The following is a 17,765-nucleotide window of genomic DNA, read 5'->3' as shown; positions in this document are numbered from 1 at the left end:
AAATGGCTGCCCAGAATAATGCTCCCTTGCCCGATGGCCTGGAAATTGGCGGATATCGCATTGTAAAGAAAATTGCGTCCGGCGGGTTCAGTATTGTTTATCTGGCATATGACGGCGACGGCAACGCCGTCGCCGTCAAGGAATACCTGCCCAGCGCCCTGGCGCTGCGCCCGCCGGGCGCGCTCGCGCCCGTGATCGCCAAGACCAATCTGCCCATCTTCCGCATCGGCCTGAAATGCTTTTTCGAGGAAGGGCGGGCGCTGGCGCGCATCGTCCATCCGAACGTCGTGCGTGTGTTAAATTTTTTCCGTGCCAACGACACGGTCTACATGGTGATGGCCTACGAATCCGGCCACTCGCTGCAGGAATATGCCGCGCGTCTCGTTGCCAAGGGCAGCCGCGCCAGCGAACCCTTCATCCGGCAGGTCTTCAACGGCGTCTGCGCCGGGCTGCGCGAGGTCCACGCCAACAAGCTGCTGCACCTGGACCTGAAGCCGGCCAACATCTACCTGCGCGCCGACGGCTCGCCCCTGCTGCTCGACTTCGGCGCGGCGCGCCAGACCATCCATACCGATTCGCCCACCCTGGCGCCGATGTACACGCCCGGCTTCGCCGCGCCCGAGCTGTATGCGAAAGGCGCCGCGCTCGGGCCATGGACGGACATCTACAGCATCGGCGCGGCCATGTTCGCCTGCATGGCGGGCGCGCCGCCGCAGCCGGCCGACCAGCGCCGCGTGGCCGACACGATGGTCGACCAGGTCGCGCGGCTCGAAGGCGCGTACACGCCGGGCCTGGTGGCGATGGTGAACGCCTGCCTCGCGCTCGATCCGCTGGCGCGGCCGCAGAGCGTGTTCGCGGTGCAGAAGGCGCTGCAGGCCGGGCTCCCCGCGGCGCGCACCGGACCGCAGCAGGCGGCGACGGAGGCCGCCCCGGAATCCGGCTGGCGCGGCCTCGTGGGACGCATCGGCTTCGGCCGCGGCGGACGTAACTGAGGAACCGACATGCAATTCTCCGTCTACCAGCAAAGCCACATCGGCGGCCGCAAACTCAACCAGGACCGCATGGGCTATCTGTACACGCGCGAAGCGCTGCTGCTCGTGCTGGCGGACGGCATGGGCGGCCATCTGCGCGGCGAGGTCGCGGCCACGATCGCCCTGCAAAGCATCGCCGCGCGCTTCAAGGCGCAGGCGACGCCGTACGTGCGCAAGCCCGAACGCTTCCTCGAGGAGGCCCTGCGGCAGGCCCACGACGACATCCTGCGCTACACCCGCGAGCACGCCATGCCGGACTCCCCGCGCACGACGATCGTCGCCTGCCTGGTGCAGCACAACAGCGCCGTGTGGGCCCATTGCGGCGATTCGCGCCTGTACTGGCTGCGCCGCGGGCAGGTCCTCGGACGCACGCGCGACCATTCGCACATCGAGTACCTGATCGCGAAAGGGCAGGCCGACGCGAGCGAGCGCGCCACGCACCCGGACCGCAACAAGCTGTACAACTGCCTGGGCGCGTCGACGCCGCCGAAGGTCGAGCTGACGCGCGGCGCGAGCCTGGAGCCGGGCGACATCCTGCTGCTGTGCTCCGACGGCCTGTGGTCGGTCCTGCCCGACACCGAGATCGCGCACCGCCTGTCCGCGCACGGCGTCGTGCAGGCCGTGCCGGAGATGGTCGCGATGGCCACCACCATCGCCGGCAGCCGCGGCGACAACACGACGGCCCTCGCCATCCAGTGGCAGGGCGCGGGCACGCCGGCCCTTGCCGCCGACCCGGGCGTCGTCTCCACGCAGATGCTGCCCGAGGGCGAAGTCACGAGCCGCATCGATTCCCCGGCCGCCGCGCCCGGCCCCGACGATCCGTTCGACGAGGACGACATCGAGAAGGCGATCGCCGAGATCCGCGACGCGATCGAGAAGTCGTCGCAGATACTGAAATAAACCCGAACAACCACTCACACGAAGGACATCCATGACCGAAACCCTCCGCCCCGGCGGCCGTGCCGTCGACCAGCTGCGCGCCATCCGCATCACCCGCCAGTACACGAAGCACGCCGAAGGTTCCGTGCTGATCGAGTGCGGCGACACGAAGGTGATCTGCACCGCCAGCATCGAAGAAAAAGTGCCGGGCTTTTTAAAGGGGAAGGGGCAGGGCTGGCTGACGGCGGAATACGGCATGCTGCCGCGCTCCACGCACACGCGCATGGACCGCGAGGCGGCGCGCGGGAAGCAGTCCGGCCGCACGCAGGAAATCCAGCGCCTGATCGGCCGCTCGCTGCGCGCCGCGTTCGACCTGGAAGCGTTCGGCGAACGCACCCTGCACCTGGACTGCGACGTGATCCAGGCCGACGGCGGCACGCGCACGGCCTCGATCACCGGTGCGATGGTGGCGGCGCATGACGCGTTTTCGCGCCTGGTGGGCGCGGGCCTGATCCCGGCCGTGCCGGTGAAGCACTTCGTGGCCGCGATCTCGGTGGGCGTGGTGGCGGGCGTGCCCGTGCTGGACCTGGACTACATCGAGGATTCCGGCTGCGACACGGACATGAACGTCGTGATGACGGATGCCGGCCACTTCGTCGAGGTGCAGGGCACGGCCGAAGGCGAGGCCTTCGACCGGGCGGGCATGAACCGGTTGCTCGACCTGGCGGAGCAGGGGATTCGCGAGTTGGTGACCTTGCAGAAGCAGGCGCTCGGCCTGAGTGCTTGATCGAGTAGGGTGGGGTGATTGATGCCGGGGGCATCAATCACGTGCCCACGCGTGACGCCGGCATGCCGCAAACGTCCGCGTGGGCACGGTGTGCCCACCCTACCGCTGCCGGCAAACTTGGGTCCCCGCCTGCGCGGGGATGACGTATCGGCGTTACGACAACAACCCCGTCAACCAGCTCGGGTGAAACGGCAACCCGCACAACCCGGCCACGCCATAAAACACGCCGACCACCGTCGGCACCAGCGCCGCCAGGTACAGCCAGCGCTGCCGCGTCAGCGTGGTCACGGCCAGCAGCGACAAGGCCAGCGCCAGCGCCGCGTCCGACAGGTCGAACTGGTCGTCGCGGTAATTCAGCGCGTCGTATGTCGTCTGGTCCTGTTTGGCCTGCGCCAGCACCTCGTCCTTCTTTTTCGCCTGGCCGCTCTCCAGTTTTTCCAGCTCCGCGATCGCGGCGGCGTAGCCCGCCTGCTCGCCGGCCGGGCGGGCCGCCGCGGCCAGGCGCAGCTGCAGCAGGGTCGTATGCGCCTGTTCCTGGCGCAGGTTGCGGGCCTGGTAGAAGGACCAGTGGTCGATCTTGTCGGCCTGCGCCTGCTGCATCGCCTGTACGATGTTGTCGTCCTTGATCTTGCAGACGCCCATGAACGACGCCAGCAGCGCGACGGTCAGCGCGACCTTGCGATCCAGCCTGGAGTCGCCGGTGATGTCCAATCCTTCCATGTCACTCCTTCGTGTTGCCGGTGCCCGGCAGTTTCAGTCGTCCCGTGTGATAGTCGTACTCGTACAATTCGCCGTAGCGGCCCCATTCGATCGCCACTTCCAGCATGCGCTTGGCCTGGTCGGCTTCCAGCGTGTCCTCCAGCAGGTCGATGAACGGGTCTTCCGGCAGCGCGCCGCCCGATTCGTCCTCCAGCTGGCGGCGGATGCGCGCGGCCAGCGGCACGTTCTTCAGCAGCTGCTGGCCGAACAGGGCCTGGCGCAGCGCCTGGTCGGCCTGGGCATAGCGCAGGCCCAGGCCGGTCAGGGCGATGTCGCCGCGCTCGACGTGCGCGAGGCCCAGCAGGCCCAGTGCCTCGTAGGTCGGGAACAGTTCCTCGTCCGGCAGCTCGGTGTCTTCCGACAGCTGCGGCAGGTCGGCGCGGCCGTCGTACGGGGCGCCGGCCAGCAGGTCCAGCACGCTCTCCATGCGGCCCACGTCCGTGTCCGGCACGCGATAGTCGATGGTGGCCGGGCGCGCGGCGCCCAGCGCCGGCGCGACGGCGGGACGCATCGTCATCAGGCCGTAGACTTCGTCGACGAGGGCGCGCACTTCCGGCGTGTCGGCATTGCGCGGGCGCGGCAGGTCGATGCGGATCTCGTGGCGCACCCGGCCAGGATCGCTGGACAGGATGATGATGCGGTCGGCCATCATGACGGCTTCCTCGATGTTGTGCGAGACGATCAGGATGCCGCGCGTGGGAATCCGCTTGCCGTCCCACAGGTCGAGGATGTCGCCCCGCAGCGTCTCGCCCGTCAGCACGTCGAGGGCGGAAAAGGCTTCATCCATCAGCAGCACGTCCGGGTGCGTGACGAGCGCGCGCGCGATGCCCACCCGCTGGCGCATGCCGCCCGAGAGCTCGCGCGGCAGCGCGCTGCCGAAGCCGGAGAGGCCGATCAGGTCGAGCATCGCGTCCGCGCGTTCGCGCCGCGCGGCGGGCGCAACGCCTTGCGCTTCCAGGCCGAGTTCCACGTTCTGCTGCACCGTCAGCCACGGGAACAGCGCGAATGACTGGAACACCATCGCCACGCCGGACAGCGGCCCGCGGATGGGACGCCCGCGGTATTCGACCTTGCCCGCGTCGGCGGGGATGAGGCCCGCGACGATGCGCAGCAGCGTCGATTTGCCGGAGCCGGATTTGCCGAGCAGCGCGACGATCTCGCCGTCGGCCAGCGTGAAGTCGACGCCTTCGAGCACGGTGCGCGGGGCGCCGTCGGCGCTGCGGAAGGCCTTTTTCACGCCTTTCAGTTCAACCAGTTTTTCCATGGTGGTTCCAATGAGTTTGGTGGGCACCCTGTGCCCACCGTGCACTTCAACGGCTGCGGCCCTCGGCCAGCAAGTAAAGCCGGCGCCAGAAGAACCGGTTCAGCAGCATGACGAACACGCACATCACGCCGATGCCGAGCGCGATGCGGTGGAAGTCGCCGGCGTCCGTCATCTGCTTGATGTAGCTGCCCAGGCCATCGGCCACGAGCGACGTTTTTCCCCACGTGACGTATTCGGCCACGATGCTCGCGTTCCACGAGCCGCCGCTCGCCGTGATCGCGCCCGTCACGAAGCTGGGGAACACGGCCGGCAGGTACACGCGCTTCCATTTCAGCCAGCCCGTCAGGCCCAGGTTGTCGGCCGCGAGGCGCAGCTCGTTCGGCAGGGTCGACGCGCCCGCGACCACGTTGAACAGGATGTACCACTGCGTGCCGAACACCATCAAAGGGCTGAGCCACACGTTCGGATTCAGGCGCAGGTGCACGAGCGCGTAAACGACGATCGGGAACATCAGGTTGACGGGGAACGCGGCCAGGAATTGCGCGAGCGCCTGCACGGCCTGGGCGTAGCGCGGGCGCAGGCCGATCCACACGGCGGCGGGCACCCACACGAGCGAGGCGAGGCCGATCAGGAGCATCACCCGCACGAGCGTGATGCAGCCGAGGCCCACGACGCGCAGCGCCTCGCCCCAGCCCACCTGCGCGTGGATGAACAGCAGGAAGCGCCACGCGCCCAGCAGCGCGAGCACGAGGACGATCCGGTCGATCGCGCGCGTGGACAGCGTGAAGCGCGACGGGCGCGGCGCCGCGTCGACGACGTCGCGCGTGCCGAACCAGCCGAGCGTGCGCGCGAGCATCGCCCACATGCGGTCGGTGAGGGCGCGGATCCACACGCTGCGGCGCCCCCAGTCCAGCACCCATGATTGCTGGGCGTATTCGCCCTGCGATTCCTCGAAGCGGAATTTGTCGGCCCACGCCAGCAGCGGGCGGAAGAACAACTGGTCGTACAGCAGGATGCCGGCGAACATCGCGGCGATGGCCCAGGCGATGGCGCTGCCGTTCTTCTGCTCGATGGCGACCGCGATGTAGGCGCCGATGCCGGGCAGCTTGATGTCCTGGCCCGCCACCGAGATCGCCTCCGCGGCGACGAGGAAGAACCAGCCGCCGGACATCGACATCATCATGTTCCACAGCAGCGCGGGCATCGCGTACGGCAGTTCCAGGCGCCAGAAGCGCTGCCACGGCGACAGCCGGAACACGCGCGCCGCTTCCGCCAGTTCGGGCGGGATCGTCTTCATCGACTGGTACAGGCTGAACGCCATGTTCCACGCCTGCGACGTGAAAATCGCGAACACGGCGGCGCATTCCACGCCCAGCAGGTTGCCGGGGAAGAGGGCGATGAACGGGGCGATGGCGATGGCCTGGAAGCCCAGGATCGGCACCGACTGCAGCACGTCCAGCAGCGGCACCATGATCTTTTCGGCGCTCTTCCAGCGCGTGGCGACGACGGCGAACGTGAACGTGAACAGCAGCGCGGCGCCGAGGGCGCTGAACATGCGCAGAATCGTGCGCAGCAGGTAGTAGGGCAGGAAGGCCGGATCGAGCGAGATCGGCGTCGGCTGGCCCAGCACGAACGGCCGCGCCATCTGCATGGCGCCGTACGCGGCCAGCGCCAGCACGACGAGGACGAGCGGCAGCAGCGCCCAGTCCCAGCGGTTCGGGGTCGTCGTGAGGAACGAGCGGCCGGTGCGGCCCGGGGTGAACAGTTCGAACATGGTCCTCGTCTCCGTCAGGATTGCCCGTGCCGGCGCGGGCCGAACACATTCGCCGGTCCGCGCGCGCCCTCGTAGGCAGGGTTGGCGCCGTGCTGCCAGCCCAGCCGGCCGTCGCCGATGAACGCGCCCACGCCCGGCGCGCTTGCCGCCTGCATGTCGCCGCCCAGGTTCCAGGTCTGGCGCAGGAACAGCCAGGCGCGGTGGAACGTCGGGCTCGTGCCGCTCGTCTTCTGCTGCCCGCCATTGGTCATGCCGCCGAAGCCGTGCAGGCCGGACATGGCCTTGCCCTGTACCACTTCCGGGTCGAAGTAGCGTTCGGCGGCCGTCGCGCTGAAGCAATAGCCCGTCCCGCGCCACGGGGCGAGGCTGGCGGGGCCGGTGCAGCCGGCGCCGGACGCGGGTTTGGCTTGCCACACGTACGTGGCCTGGACGTGCGCGTTCCAGGCCTCCGCCGCGGGGAGGTCGTCGGCACGCACACCCGGTGCCGCGGCCAGCAGCCAGGCGGCACAATAAAACATCGAACAACGAAACATCGGTATCTCCGTCGGTGAACGGCATACCTTTCATTCGCGCTTGGTGACGCCGTGCGCGTCCCTCGTTGGAAGGCGTGCGGCACGATTCGTTTGTCGTGGAATGCGATGTCCCGGATGCAAAGGGACGCGGATACCATCATTCGCCCGAGGCGAGATGACGGCAGGAGGAAGGACCTGCGTTATCTTGCCGGGGCCGGACCGGCATTCAGCCGGCAACAACTGCCACTCGAACAAGTGCCCATGAAAGGGACTCCATGAAATGAAAACGGTCGGATTCTACGTGGCCGTCCTTTCTAGCGTCAAGGAAATATCCTGCGCTGTGGGGCGCTATCCTGGGCATTGAATATTGCACCGCAATGACATGCGCAACGGCAGGGCGGCGCCGCTCGCGCGCGCGAACAGGACGGCTGGGCGGACGTGGGAGGCCGCTGCGAATGATAGCGGTGTATTCGTCTTTACGATATTACCGTTTGTTAATGTGAGTGACATTACCTGATCGTAATTTTTACGCTCCCGCCGCTCGCCTATACTGCATCGCAGCGCCATTTCCATGCCAATCCGGCAGCGCGTCCATTTCCGACACTGCCCCCAAACATGCACGACCTCGCCGACATTGCAGACTGGCTGCAAACCCACGCCATTCACCACGAGACGCCCGTCCACGACACGTTGCCGGACCCGGTGTTCCGCGTGAACGGCGAGGCTGCCGTGTCGTTCAGCACCAACAATTACCTGGCGCTGGCGAACCATCCCCGTCTCGTGGACGCCGCGAAGGCGGGCCTGGAACGCTACGGGGTCGGCAATTGCGAATCGCGGCTGCTGGGCGGCGACCTGCCCGTGTACCGCGAGCTGGAGCGCCGGCTGGGTGAACTCAAGCACAAGACCGACGCCGTGCTGTTCGTCACGGGCTACATGACGAACATCGGCGTGCTGTCCACGCTCGTCAAGGTCGGCCTGCTGGCGCGCATCCACGGCTACCGCCCGAAGAAGCGCCGCAAGTACGCATATTTCACGGACGAGTACAACCACGTCAGCATCCGCGAGGGCATCCTGATGTCGGGCGCGGACAAGCACACTTACCGCCACGCCGACATGGACCACCTGGAGTCGCTGCTGAAGGCGGCGGACGGGGTCAGTCCGATCATCGTCAGCGACGGCGTGTTCAGCATGGAAGGGACGATCGCGCCGCTGCCCGAGCTCACGCAGCTCGCCGAGAAATACGGCGCGATCCTGTATGTCGACGACGCCCACGCGACCGGCATCCTGGGCGCGAACGGCGGCGGCACGTCGGAGCACTATGGCTGCTACAGCCCCGCCATCATGCAGATGGGGACCTTGTCCAAGGCGCTGGGCGCCATCGGCGGCTTCGTGGCGCTGGAGCGCGAGATGGCCGACGTGCTGCGCCTGACGAGTTCCGCCTACGGCTTCACCTGCCCGCCGCCGCCGGACCAGGCCAACGCCCTGCTGGCCGCGCTGGACCTGCTGCGGGAAGAGCCGCAGCGCCGCGTGCGCCTGTGGGACAACCAGCGCTACTTCGTCGAGCGCATGCGCCCGTTGGGCTACACGCTCACGTCGACGCAGACGCCGATCGTGCCCGTGCTGATCAAGGACGCCGAGCGCTGCCAGATGTTCCAGCGCGCGCTGCGCGCGGAGGGCATCCACGTCGACGCGATCCAGTTCCCGGCCGTTCCCGTGGGCCAGGCGCGGCTGCGCTTCATGCTCAACGCGGGGCATACGCGCGACCAGATCGACCACGTCGTGGCCGTGATGGCGCGCCTGGCCGCCATGCTATAGTCAACCCGAGAAAGACCAAGAGCCGAACCATGCCGAACTGCCTCGTGATCGAAGACGACACCGAAACGCGCGACTACCTTTGCAGCGGATTGCGCGCGGCCGGCTACGCCGTGCAGGCGGAGACCAACGGCGAGGCGGGCAACCGCCGCCTGCAGGAGACGCGCTGGGACGTCGTCGTGCTCGACCGCATGCTGCCCGGCCAGGTCGACGGCATCGGCATCCTCGAGCAGATGCGCGCCCGCGGCGACGGCACGCCGGTGCTGATCCTGTCCGCGCTGAACAGCGTCGACGAGCGTGTGCGCGGCCTGCGCGCCGGCAGCGACGACTATCTCACCAAGCCCTTCGTCATGTCGGAGCTGCTGGCCCGGGTGGAAAACCTCAGCCGGCGCAACGCCTGGTCGCGCGACGCCACCGTGCTGCAGGTGGCCGACCTGCAGCTCGACGTGCGCACGATGCGCGTGACGCGGCAGGGCACGACGATCACCCTGCAGCCGCGCGAATTCCGCCTGCTCGAATACCTCATGCGCCACGAAGGCCAGATCGTCACCCGCACGATGCTGCTGGAAGGCGTGTGGGAATACCATTTCGATCCGCAGACGAACGTGATCGACGTCCAGATCAGCCGCCTGCGCAGCAAGATCGACAAGGATTTCAACCCGGCCCTGATCCACACGGTGCGCGGCGCCGGCTATGTGCTGAGCGCCGCCCCGACGTATGGCCCGTCGTCACGCTAGATCCGGCGCCGGCGCCGGCGTCAGCCTGCGCGGCTCGATCGCGTTCCGGCTGGCGGTCGGCTACGGCCTGCTGCTGGCCGCGTCGATGGCCACGCTGTCGGGCATCGTCTATTTCGGCACGGTGGGCGTGTTCGAGCACTCGATCGACAGCAAGATCATGAGCGTGGAGGCGCACCTGGCCGACGCCTGGACCAGCGACGGCCGCCGCGGCCTCGTACGCGAGATCGACGCCCAGCTGCACGACCTGATCGACACCGACACGGAAGTGGTGGGCGTCGTCGACGCCCAGGGCCGCGTCCTGGCCGGCAACCTGGGGCACTGGTCCGGCGAGCTGCCGGCGTCCGGCGAGCTGGGATTCGGACAGATGCAGCGCAACGGCGCGCCCGTGTCCGTGCGCCTCATCGCGACGCGGCTCGACGACGGCAGCCGGCTCATCGTCGGCCGCGACCTGATCGAACTCGCCGCCATCCGCGACGTCGTCGAGCGCGCGCTCCTGATCAGCGCCGCCGTGTCGATCGTGCTCGCGTTCTTCGGCGCCCAGATCTTCCGTTCGCGGCTGGAGGCGCGCATCGGCCGCATCCGCCGCACGACGGCGCGCATCGCGGCGGGCGAGCTGTCCAGCCGCATCGTCGTGATGGGCAACGACGAATTCGCGCGCCTGGGCGACGACATCAACCGCATGCTCGACCGCATCGAGGCGCTGATGGAGGGCGTGCGCCACGTGTCGAACTCGATCGCGCACGACCTGCGCACGCCGCTGTCGCGCGTGCGCTCGCGCCTCGACCGCGCGCTGCAGGCGTCGGCCGACCCGCATGCGCTCGTGGCGGATGCGCGCCTGGCCATCGAGGACATCGACAGCGTGATCTCGCTGTTCGACAAGCTGCTGCAGATCGCCGCGCTGGAATCCGGCGTGCGCGCGGGCACCTTCGAAAAGCTCGACCTGGCCGCCATCGCGCACGACATGACGGAATTGTACGAAGCGGCCGCCGAAGAGCAGGGCGTGCTGCTGCGCTTCGTGGGCCGGCCGACGACGATCCGCGGCGACCGCGACCTGCTGGCCAGCGCCCTCGCGAGCCTGATCGACAACGCCCTCAAGTACGGCCGCGGCGGCGGCCGGGTCGACGTCGACGTCGGCACGGTGGACGGCGCGCCGGTACTGACCGTGCGCGATTACGGTTCGGGCGTGCCGGTCGAAGACATGGACAAGATCACGCGGCGCTTCTACCGCGTGGACCAGAGCCGCCACCTGCCGGGCAATGGCCTGGGCCTGTCGATCGTCACCGCCATCACCCAGCTGCACGAGGGCACGCTCGCGCTGCGCCGCGCCGATCCCGGGTTCGAGGCGAGCATGGTGTTCCCGCACGCCTAGCGCGCCCGGCCTGCTGCGCGGATCGCGGGATGAGCGGTAAAATACGCAGTTCTTCGTCCAGACCGAGACAGCAATGACCCAACGCCTCATCCTTGCCTCCAACAACGCGGGCAAGCTCAAGGAATTCGCCCAATTACTCGGCCCGATCGGCTTCGAACTGCATCCGCAGGGCGAGTTCGACGTCCCCGAAGCGGAAGAACCGTTCGGCACCTTCGTCGAGAACGCCCTGCAGAAGGCCCGCCACGCGGCGCGCCTGACCGGCCTGCCCGCGCTCGCCGACGATTCCGGCGTGTGCGTGAACGCGCTCGGCGGCGCCCCCGGCGTGTATTCCGCGCGCTTTGCCGGCGAGCCGAAGTCGGACGCGCGCAACAACGACAAGCTGATCGCCGACCTCGCGGCCCACGCCGACAAATCGGCGTATTACTACTGCGTGCTCGTGTACGTGCGCCACGCGGACGACCCGCAACCCGTGATCGCGGACGGCGTCTGGCGCGGGCGGATCATCGACGCGCCGCGCGGCGCCAACGGCTTCGGCTACGATCCGTATTTCCTGGTGCCGGATTTCGGCCGCACGGCCGCCGAACTGGCGCCGGCGGAAAAGAACGCCGTGTCGCACCGCGGCCAGGCGCTGCGCGCGCTCGTCGACAAGCTCGGGAAGCTGGCATGATTCCGATCAAGCCCGCCAGCTCGGCGGCCGTGCCCCCCACGCCCGCCGCCACACCCCGCGACGCGGCGACTGCAGCCCTGCAATACCTGCAACCGGGGGCGCTGAACCTGGCGGCGCTGCCGCCGCTGTCGCTGTACACCCACTGGCCGTGGTGCGTCCGCAAATGCCCGTACTGCGACTTCAATTCGCACGAGTCGAAAGACCCGATCCCGGAACAGGCTTACCTGGACGCGCTGCGCGCCGACCTGGAACAGTCGCTGCCGCTGATCTGGGGTCGCAAGATCCACACGGTGTTCATCGGCGGCGGCACGCCCAGCCTGATGTCGGCGGCGGGGCTGGAGCGCCTGATGTCGGACCTGCGCACCTTGCTGCCGCTCGATCTCGATGCCGAGATCACGATGGAGGCGAATCCCGGCACGTTCGAAGCCGACAAATTCAAGTCGTTCCGCGCCAGCGGCATCAACCGCCTGTCGATCGGCATCCAGAGCTTCGACAGCCGGCACCTGCAGGCGCTGGGCCGCATCCACGACGCCAACGAGGCGATCAAGGCCGTGGAGATCGCGCAGGCGAACTTCGACAACTTCAACCTCGACCTGATGTACGCGCTGCCGGGACAGCTGCTTTCCGAGGCGCAGGCCGACATCGACATGGCGCTGGGATTCGCGCCGCCGCACCTGTCGCTTTACCACCTGACGATGGAACCGAACACGGTGTTCGCCAAGTATCCGCCGGCGGTGCCGGACGACGACGCGACTGCCGACATCCAGGACATGATCGCCGCGCGCACGGCCGCCGCCGGCTACGACCACTACGAAGTCTCGGCCTATGCGCGGCCGGGCCACCGCGCGCGCCATAACCTGAACTACTGGCGGTTCGGCGACTATCTCGGCATCGGCGCCGGCGCCCACTCCAAGCTGTCGTTCCCGCACCGCGTGCTGCGCCAGGCCCGCTACAAGCAGCCCGCGTCGTTCATGGAAGCGGCCATGAAGGGCAATGCCGTCGCCGAGGAACACGAGATCGGGCGCGCCGACATGGGCTTCGAATTCATGCTCAACGGGCTGAGGCTGACGGAAGGCTTCGACCCGAACCTGTTCGGCGAGCGTACCGGCATGCCGCTCAACGCCATCGAAAAAGGGTTGAACGAGGCCGAGTCGAAGGGACTCATTTATCGCGACTTCCGCGTCATCCGGCCGACGGCACTGGGACAGCGCTTCCTCAACGATCTGCAGGAAATCTTCCTGGCCGAAGGGTAAAGCCATGCAACGCTATCTTGCCGCAAGCACGTACATCGACGCCGACACGCCCGCTGTCCGAGCCGCCGCGCGCCGGCTGGCCGAGGGTGCCGCGTCCGAGCTGGAGGTCGTGCGTGCCTGCTTCGAATTCGTGCGCGACGAGATCCGCCACAGCGTCGATTTCAAGCTGAATCCGGTGACGTGCAAGGCGTCCGACGTCCTGCGCCACCAGACGGGCTACTGCTACGCGAAGAGCCATCTGCTGGCCGCGCTGCTGCGCGCGAACGGCATTCCGGCCGGGCTGTGCTACCAGCGCCTGTCCGTCGGCGACGGCGGCGCGCCGTACTGCCTGCACGGCCTGAACGCCGTGCATCTGAAGGACTTCGGCTGGTATCGCATCGATGCGCGGGGCAACAAGCCGGGTGTCGACGCGCGTTTCGAGCCGCCGGCGGAGCGGCTGGCGTTCGCGGTCCGCGAACGCGACGAACGCATGTTGCCGGAGATCTGGGCCGAGCCGCTGCCGGTCGTCGTCGATGCGCTCGAATGCTACGATACGTGGGACCGGGTGCTGGCCAACCTGCCGGATGTCGAGCTCCTGGATCGACCGTAGCCTCGACCCTGAAGAAAGGACAAGCATGTTCAGTCATATCGTGATCGGTTCGAACGACCTCGAACGTTCCAGGCGTTTCTACGACGCCGTGCTGGGAACGCTCGGCGTGGGCGCGCCGTTCCCCAATGTTGCCCCGACCGGGCACCAGCGCCTGTTCTACCGCCACCACGGCGGCACGCTCGGCATCACCGAACCCATCGACGGCGCGGAAGCCACGTGCGCGAACGGCGCCACGATCGGCTTCAAATGCGATTCGATCGAGCAGGTCCAGGCGTTCCACGATACCGCGGTCGCCCACGGCGGCAAGTCGATCGAAGCGCCGCCGGGCCTGCGCGAGGGCAGCCTGGGGCCGATGTACCTGGCCTATGTGCGCGATCCGGACGGCCACAAGCTCTGCGCCATGTACCGTCCGACATAGCCGCGCCGGCGGGGGCGGTGACGAAACGTGTCGGGTATCCTGACAACCATGTGTTAAAGTAGCTGTCTTGCATGTGTTTCAATGAAAGGCAGCTGGTCGATGCCTGTCCCCGCAACGCCGCGCATCCTGGTCGTGGATGACGAAGAAGCCATCCTCTATGTGTTCGAGCGCTACCTGAGCGTCGCCGGCTATCGCGTGGCCGTCGCCAACAACGGCTTCGACGCCGTCAGTGCCGTCGAAGCCGCCGAAGCCGATCCTTTCGACCTGCTCATCACGGATTTCCGCATGCCCGGCATGAACGGCGTCGAGGTGATCCACGCGCTGCGCCGCCTGCGTCCCGGCCTGCCGGCGCTCGTCATCTCCGGCAATCCCATCGAGGCGGGCGTCATGCCCGATGGCGTGCGGTTCCTGTCGAAACCGGTGTCGATGGCCGACCTCCTCGGTATCATTCCGTCCCTCATCGGGCGCCGTATCGACTGAATATATCGGAACGGCAGTACTCCGAACCGGTGCCGCCCGCGCACAATGATGCGCCATGAAGCACCTCGACCACACCTTCTTTCCCGCCCGCCGCCTCGTCGCCGAAGGGCTCGGCACCGCCTTGCTGCTGGCCGTCGTCGTCGGCTCCGCCATCATGGGCGACCGGCTCGCGGGCGGCAACGCGGCCATCGCGCTGCTCGTCAATTCGATCGCGTCCGGCTGCGGCCTCGTCGTGCTGATCCTGATGTTCGGCGGCGTCTCGGGTGCGCACCTGAATCCCGTCGTCACCCTGTCCGAAGTCTGGCAGCGCAACCTGCCGGTCGCGTTCGCGCTGCCGTATGTCGCGGCGCAGACGGGCGGCGCGTTCGCCGGCGTCGCCATCGCGCACCTGATGTTCGGCGAACCGGCGTTCGTCGCCGCGACGCAGGCGCGCACCGGCGCCGCGCTGTGGTGGAGCGAGGGTGTCGCTACATTCGGCCTGATGGCCACCATCATCAGCTGCGCGCGCACGCGCCCTGGCGTCACGCCGTATGCGGCGGCGCTGTTCATCGTCGCGGGGTACTGGTTCACGGCGTCGTCGTCGTTCGCCAATCCCGCCCTCACGCTGGCGCGGGCCGCCACCGACACGTGCGCCGGCATCCGGCTCGCGGACGTGCCGGGCTATGTGCTGGCCCAGCTGGCCGGCGCGGCGGCGGCGACGGTCGTCTTCGGCTGGCTGTATCCGCGTGCGCAGGCGGGCGCGACGGTGGGCGGCATGGTGGACGGCACGGTGGACGGCACGGTGGCGGCCGGCGAATTCGCGCCGGCCGACTGATTCATCGGCGCCGGCTCATTCGCGCCGACTCATCCGCGCTGTTTCATCGGCCCAGTTTCATCCCCGCTGTTTCATCCGCGCTGTTCGGCCGCCAGCGCCGTCAGCGTGCGCGCCAGGCCGCTCACGACGCGCGCCATGCCGCCGAAGATGACCTGCTCGGGCGGTTCGTCGTCGGCGGCGGCCGGCTTGTCCCGGGCCTGGCGAAACGGAAAGCGCGTGAACGACGTATCCGTGAGCACGAGGGCCGGCATGCCGGTGCCGGGATGGTGCCAGGCGGCGCGGTCGAGCAGGGTCACGCCCTGCATGTAGGCCGGCGTCGCCAGGCCGTGCGCCGGCACGCCCGCGATGCTCTGGAAGGCCGACAGCGCATCCTGCACCTCGCGCGACGATGCCAGGCTGCCGACGTAGGCGATGAAGCTGGCGGGACGCTCGACCGGCGCGTCCGTCAGCATGCGCGCGAGGTCGTCCAGGTCCACGTCGCGCGTCGGTGCGGGTGCGGCCGCGGCGGGCCTGGGGGCCAGGAAGAAGACGAAGCGGATTTCGGTGCCGCGGCTGGGATGCACATCGGCCAGCAGCCGCGCCAGCTCCAGCACGGCGGCCGCGCCGCCGGCCGCGCCCGGGTCGCCGTCGGGCGCGTTGCCGGGATTGCCGTCCATGCGGGCGCCGACGATGAAGGTGCGTGCCGCCTTCGCACCGGGCGCCACGTTGGCCAGTACCGCTTCGATGTCGTGCCGCTGGCCGCCGCTGCCGCGGTCGTGCACGGCATAGCCGGCGATCCGCAGCACGCTGTCGATGTAGGCGGCCGCCTCCGCCCGCCGCGAGGCCGGGTCGCGCGTGCCGGCCGTGAGCGCCGTCACGTGCGCGCGCAGGCGCGCGGCCAGCGGCGGGGCCGGCATGGCGGAGCCCGGATTCACCGTGACCAGCGCCAGCAGCACGAGCAGGACGATGGCGACGATGGATTTCCAATGTGCACGAAAAAAATGTCGCATGGCGTGGGGCGCGGCGCATGGGGCGACCGTGCCGGACAGGCCGGGCTCGGCGCGCGGTTGCGGTCCTGGCGGACGCCGTCCGGCGACGGCTGCCGGGGCCGCCCGTGCATGCATAAAAAAACCGGGGCCGGCCTGCAATTTCATGATACCGAAATCGCAGCCGGCCCCGGTCGGGATCGTCCTCAATGGCGCGCGGAAATCATTCCGCCTTGAATCAGCGCGCCGCCGTCGCCGGCCCCGGCTCGCTCCAGCCGCCGCCCAGCACGCGGTACAGCGTGACCTGGTTCTGCAGGCGCAGCAGGTTGGCCTGGATGGCCTGCTGCTGCGCGGTGAACAGCGAGCGCTGGGCATCCAGCAGGTCGAGGTAGCTGGCGGTGCCGTTGCGGTAGCGCAGGTCGGACAGGTTGAAGCGGTCCGTCTCGGCGGCCGCCACGGCCTGCTGGGCACGCAGCTGTTCGCTGTACGTGGCCTGGCCGGCCAGCGCGTCCGCCACTTCGCGGAACGCCGTCTGGATCGACTTTTCGTACTGCGCGACAGCGATGTCGCGCTGGGCCCGGGCGCCCTCGACGCCGGCGCGGGTGCGGCCGAAGTCGAACAGCGGCATGATCGCCTGCGGCGCGAACGTCCAGCCGAACGTGCCGCTCTTGAACAGGCCCGACAGCTGGCTGCTCGCGGTGCCGGCGCTGCCCGTCAGCGTGATGCGCGGGAAGTAATTCGCGCGCGCCGCGCCGATGTTGGCGTTGGCGGCCATCAGCTGCTGCTCGGCGGCGCGGATGTCCGGACGCACGGCCAGCAGGTCGGACGGCATCCCGGCCGGCAGGTCCGGCAGGTTCGTCGTCGCGAGCGTGGCGCCGGCCGGCAGGTTGTCCGGAATCGGCTGGCCGATCAGCAGGGTGAGCAGGTTCAGGTCCTGCGCGCGCTGGCGCTGGGCCTGCGCCAGGGTCGTGCGCGCCGTCTCGACGAGCGACACGGCCTGCTGCAGGTCGAGCTTGGACGAGACGCCGTTGTCGAAGCGCAGCTGCGTCAGGCGCAGCGATTCCTCGCGCGTCTTGAGGGTCTGCTGCACCAGGGCCAGCAATTCCTCGTCGGCGAGATACGTCAGGTACGTGTTGGCGACCTGGGCGATCAGGCTGATCTGCGCCGTCTTGCGCGCTTCCTCGGTGGCGAGGAATTGCGCCAGCGCGGCGTCGGACAGGTTGCGCACGCGGCTGAAGAAATCCAGCTCGAACGCGGACACGGACAGGCCGGCCTGGTAGACGCTGCTGATCGGCTGGTCCTTGCCGGTGGTCTGGCGCTGGCCCGTGATGCCCGCGTTCACCGCCGGGAACTCGTTCGAGCGCTGGATCCGGTATTGCGCGCGCGCGGCTTCGATATTGAGAATCGCGACACGCAGGTCGCGGTTGTTCGCCAGTGACAGCGAGATCAGCTGCTGCAGGCGCGCGTCGGTGAAGAAGCGCTGCCACGTGATGGCGGCCGGCGCTTCGGTCGCGACCGCGTTGCCGCTGTTGACGGTGCCTTCCACGGTCGGGAAGGCGCCCGCCACCGGCGCTTGCGGCCGCTCATACTTCGGCGCCAGGTTCACGCAGCCGGCCAGCACGAGGGCGAGCGCGAGGGGAGTGAGTCGTTTCATG

At 68.5% G+C, this 17,765-nt stretch carries 18 protein-coding genes; 12 read left to right on the top strand and 6 right to left on the bottom strand.

All coding sequences use genetic code 11. The features are described 5' to 3' along the window. The first annotated feature begins 2 nt into the window (after positions 1-2). Genes U9J41_RS18820 through rph form a run of 3 tightly spaced genes read left to right on the top strand, consistent with a single transcriptional unit; the run spans position 3 to position 2,697 of the window. The gene (locus U9J41_RS18820; RefSeq protein WP_322403699.1) at positions 3-992 is read left to right on the top strand and encodes a serine/threonine protein kinase; all 990 of its coding nucleotides are present in this window, start codon (positions 3-5) and stop codon (positions 990-992) included. A gap of 9 nt (positions 993-1,001) precedes the next feature. Further along, a complete protein-coding gene (locus tag U9J41_RS18815) occupies positions 1,002-1,931 on the top strand; it encodes a PP2C family protein-serine/threonine phosphatase (RefSeq protein WP_322403698.1) in 930 nt (309 codons plus the stop codon). A 31-nt stretch (positions 1,932-1,962) separates the two neighbouring features. After that, positions 1,963-2,697, top strand: coding sequence for a ribonuclease PH (gene rph / locus U9J41_RS18810; RefSeq protein ID WP_322403697.1), 735 nt, complete (start codon positions 1,963-1,965; stop codon positions 2,695-2,697). A 153-nt stretch (positions 2,698-2,850) separates the two neighbouring features. Here rph and U9J41_RS18805 read toward each other — a convergent pair whose 3' ends face one another. The 4 genes from U9J41_RS18805 to U9J41_RS18790 are packed head-to-tail and all read right to left on the bottom strand — an operon-like array spanning position 2,851 to position 7,027. Next, positions 2,851-3,417, bottom strand: a complete 567-nt coding sequence (locus U9J41_RS18805; protein ID WP_322403696.1) for a DUF4337 domain-containing protein — start codon at positions 3,415-3,417, stop codon at positions 2,851-2,853. A gap of 1 nt (position 3,418) precedes the next feature. Further along, positions 3,419-4,720, bottom strand: a complete 1,302-nt coding sequence (locus U9J41_RS18800) for an ABC transporter ATP-binding protein (RefSeq protein WP_322403695.1) — start codon at positions 4,718-4,720, stop codon at positions 3,419-3,421. A gap of 46 nt (positions 4,721-4,766) precedes the next feature. Then, positions 4,767-6,494, bottom strand: a complete 1,728-nt coding sequence (locus U9J41_RS18795) for an ABC transporter permease (protein ID WP_322403694.1) — start codon at positions 6,492-6,494, stop codon at positions 4,767-4,769. A 14-nt stretch (positions 6,495-6,508) separates the two neighbouring features. Then, positions 6,509-7,027: a hypothetical protein gene (locus U9J41_RS18790; protein WP_322403693.1), complete on the bottom strand. Its 519-nt coding sequence runs from the start codon at positions 7,025-7,027 to the stop codon at positions 6,509-6,511. 594 nt (positions 7,028-7,621) lie between these two features. On the opposite strand from U9J41_RS18790, the gene U9J41_RS18785 reads away from it, so the two are divergent. The 9 genes from U9J41_RS18785 (at position 7,622) to U9J41_RS18745 (ending at position 15,145) form a co-directional block, all read left to right on the top strand. Beyond that, positions 7,622-8,821 carry an aminotransferase class I/II-fold pyridoxal phosphate-dependent enzyme gene (locus U9J41_RS18785; protein ID WP_322403692.1) on the top strand — a complete coding sequence of 400 codons (1,200 nt, stop codon included), beginning with the start codon at positions 7,622-7,624 and terminating at the stop codon, positions 8,819-8,821. A 29-nt stretch (positions 8,822-8,850) separates the two neighbouring features. Continuing rightward, a complete protein-coding gene (locus U9J41_RS18780) occupies positions 8,851-9,555 on the top strand; it encodes a response regulator transcription factor (RefSeq protein WP_322403691.1) in 705 nt (234 codons plus the stop codon). Then, positions 9,536-10,924: a sensor histidine kinase gene (locus U9J41_RS18775; RefSeq protein WP_322403690.1), complete on the top strand. Its 1,389-nt coding sequence runs from the start codon at positions 9,536-9,538 to the stop codon at positions 10,922-10,924. The genes U9J41_RS18780 and U9J41_RS18775 overlap by 20 nt, the downstream gene beginning before the upstream one ends. A gap of 73 nt (positions 10,925-10,997) precedes the next feature. Continuing rightward, a complete protein-coding gene (rdgB, locus tag U9J41_RS18770; protein WP_322403689.1) occupies positions 10,998-11,591 on the top strand; it encodes an RdgB/HAM1 family non-canonical purine NTP pyrophosphatase in 594 nt (197 codons plus the stop codon). Continuing rightward, entirely contained in the window at positions 11,588-12,844 is a 1,257-nt protein-coding gene (gene hemW / locus U9J41_RS18765; RefSeq protein ID WP_322403688.1) for a radical SAM family heme chaperone HemW, read from the top strand. Before rdgB ends, hemW begins: the two co-directional genes overlap by 4 nt. Positions 12,845-12,848: 4 nt before the next feature. Further along, the gene (locus U9J41_RS18760; RefSeq protein ID WP_322403687.1) at positions 12,849-13,433 is read left to right on the top strand and encodes a transglutaminase-like domain-containing protein; all 585 of its coding nucleotides are present in this window, start codon (positions 12,849-12,851) and stop codon (positions 13,431-13,433) included. A 25-nt stretch (positions 13,434-13,458) separates the two neighbouring features. Then, complete coding sequence (locus U9J41_RS18755; protein ID WP_322403686.1) at positions 13,459-13,851, top strand: VOC family protein; 393 nt, start codon at positions 13,459-13,461, stop codon at positions 13,849-13,851. A gap of 99 nt (positions 13,852-13,950) precedes the next feature. Continuing rightward, positions 13,951-14,331: a response regulator gene (locus U9J41_RS18750; protein WP_322403685.1), complete on the top strand. Its 381-nt coding sequence runs from the start codon at positions 13,951-13,953 to the stop codon at positions 14,329-14,331. A gap of 55 nt (positions 14,332-14,386) precedes the next feature. Further along, on the top strand, positions 14,387-15,145 hold the full coding sequence (locus U9J41_RS18745) for an MIP/aquaporin family protein (RefSeq protein WP_322403684.1): 759 nt from the start codon (positions 14,387-14,389) through the stop codon (positions 15,143-15,145). 71 nt (positions 15,146-15,216) lie between these two features. Here U9J41_RS18745 and U9J41_RS18740 read toward each other — a convergent pair whose 3' ends face one another. Both U9J41_RS18740 and U9J41_RS18735 read right to left on the bottom strand, forming a co-directional pair. Next, entirely contained in the window at positions 15,217-16,134 is a 918-nt protein-coding gene (locus U9J41_RS18740) for a zinc-binding metallopeptidase family protein (RefSeq protein ID WP_322403683.1), read from the bottom strand. Positions 16,135-16,348: 214 nt separating this feature from the next. Next, positions 16,349-17,764 (bottom strand): efflux transporter outer membrane subunit, encoded by a 1,416-nt coding sequence (locus tag U9J41_RS18735; protein ID WP_322403682.1) that lies wholly within the window; start codon positions 17,762-17,764, stop codon positions 16,349-16,351. Position 17,765: the final 1 nt, after the last annotated feature.

This window comes from Massilia luteola (assembly GCF_034420155.1).
GTDB lineage: Bacteria > Pseudomonadota > Gammaproteobacteria > Burkholderiales > Burkholderiaceae_D > Telluria > Telluria luteola.
The sequence above is the reverse complement of the archived record's forward strand: the minus strand, read 5'-3'. Positions and strand labels throughout refer to the sequence as shown.

What these genes read in the sequence shown, in the direction of transcription:
- U9J41_RS18820 (WP_322403699.1), top strand. Translation starts at nt 3, where the DNA reads ATGGCTGCCCAGAATAATGCTCCCTTGCCCGATGGCCTGGAAATTGGC.
- U9J41_RS18815 (WP_322403698.1), top strand. Translation starts at nt 1,002, where the DNA reads ATGCAATTCTCCGTCTACCAGCAAAGCCACATCGGCGGCCGCAAACTC.
- rph (WP_322403697.1), top strand. Translation starts at nt 1,963, where the DNA reads ATGACCGAAACCCTCCGCCCCGGCGGCCGTGCCGTCGACCAGCTGCGC.
- U9J41_RS18805 (WP_322403696.1), bottom strand. Translation starts at nt 3,417, where the DNA reads ATGGAAGGATTGGACATCACCGGCGACTCCAGGCTGGATCGCAAGGTC.
- U9J41_RS18800 (WP_322403695.1), bottom strand. Translation starts at nt 4,720, where the DNA reads ATGGAAAAACTGGTTGAACTGAAAGGCGTGAAAAAGGCCTTCCGCAGC.
- U9J41_RS18795 (WP_322403694.1), bottom strand. Translation starts at nt 6,494, where the DNA reads ATGTTCGAACTGTTCACCCCGGGCCGCACCGGCCGCTCGTTCCTCACG.
- U9J41_RS18790 (WP_322403693.1), bottom strand. Translation starts at nt 7,027, where the DNA reads ATGTTTCGTTGTTCGATGTTTTATTGTGCCGCCTGGCTGCTGGCCGCG.
- U9J41_RS18785 (WP_322403692.1), top strand. Translation starts at nt 7,622, where the DNA reads ATGCACGACCTCGCCGACATTGCAGACTGGCTGCAAACCCACGCCATT.
- U9J41_RS18780 (WP_322403691.1), top strand. Translation starts at nt 8,851, where the DNA reads ATGCCGAACTGCCTCGTGATCGAAGACGACACCGAAACGCGCGACTAC.
- U9J41_RS18775 (WP_322403690.1), top strand. Translation starts at nt 9,536, where the DNA reads ATGGCCCGTCGTCACGCTAGATCCGGCGCCGGCGCCGGCGTCAGCCTG.
- rdgB (WP_322403689.1), top strand. Translation starts at nt 10,998, where the DNA reads ATGACCCAACGCCTCATCCTTGCCTCCAACAACGCGGGCAAGCTCAAG.
- hemW (WP_322403688.1), top strand. Translation starts at nt 11,588, where the DNA reads ATGATTCCGATCAAGCCCGCCAGCTCGGCGGCCGTGCCCCCCACGCCC.
- U9J41_RS18760 (WP_322403687.1), top strand. Translation starts at nt 12,849, where the DNA reads ATGCAACGCTATCTTGCCGCAAGCACGTACATCGACGCCGACACGCCC.
- U9J41_RS18755 (WP_322403686.1), top strand. Translation starts at nt 13,459, where the DNA reads ATGTTCAGTCATATCGTGATCGGTTCGAACGACCTCGAACGTTCCAGG.
- U9J41_RS18750 (WP_322403685.1), top strand. Translation starts at nt 13,951, where the DNA reads ATGCCTGTCCCCGCAACGCCGCGCATCCTGGTCGTGGATGACGAAGAA.
- U9J41_RS18745 (WP_322403684.1), top strand. Translation starts at nt 14,387, where the DNA reads ATGAAGCACCTCGACCACACCTTCTTTCCCGCCCGCCGCCTCGTCGCC.
- U9J41_RS18740 (WP_322403683.1), bottom strand. Translation starts at nt 16,134, where the DNA reads ATGCGACATTTTTTTCGTGCACATTGGAAATCCATCGTCGCCATCGTC.
- U9J41_RS18735 (WP_322403682.1), bottom strand. Translation starts at nt 17,764, where the DNA reads ATGAAACGACTCACTCCCCTCGCGCTCGCCCTCGTGCTGGCCGGCTGC.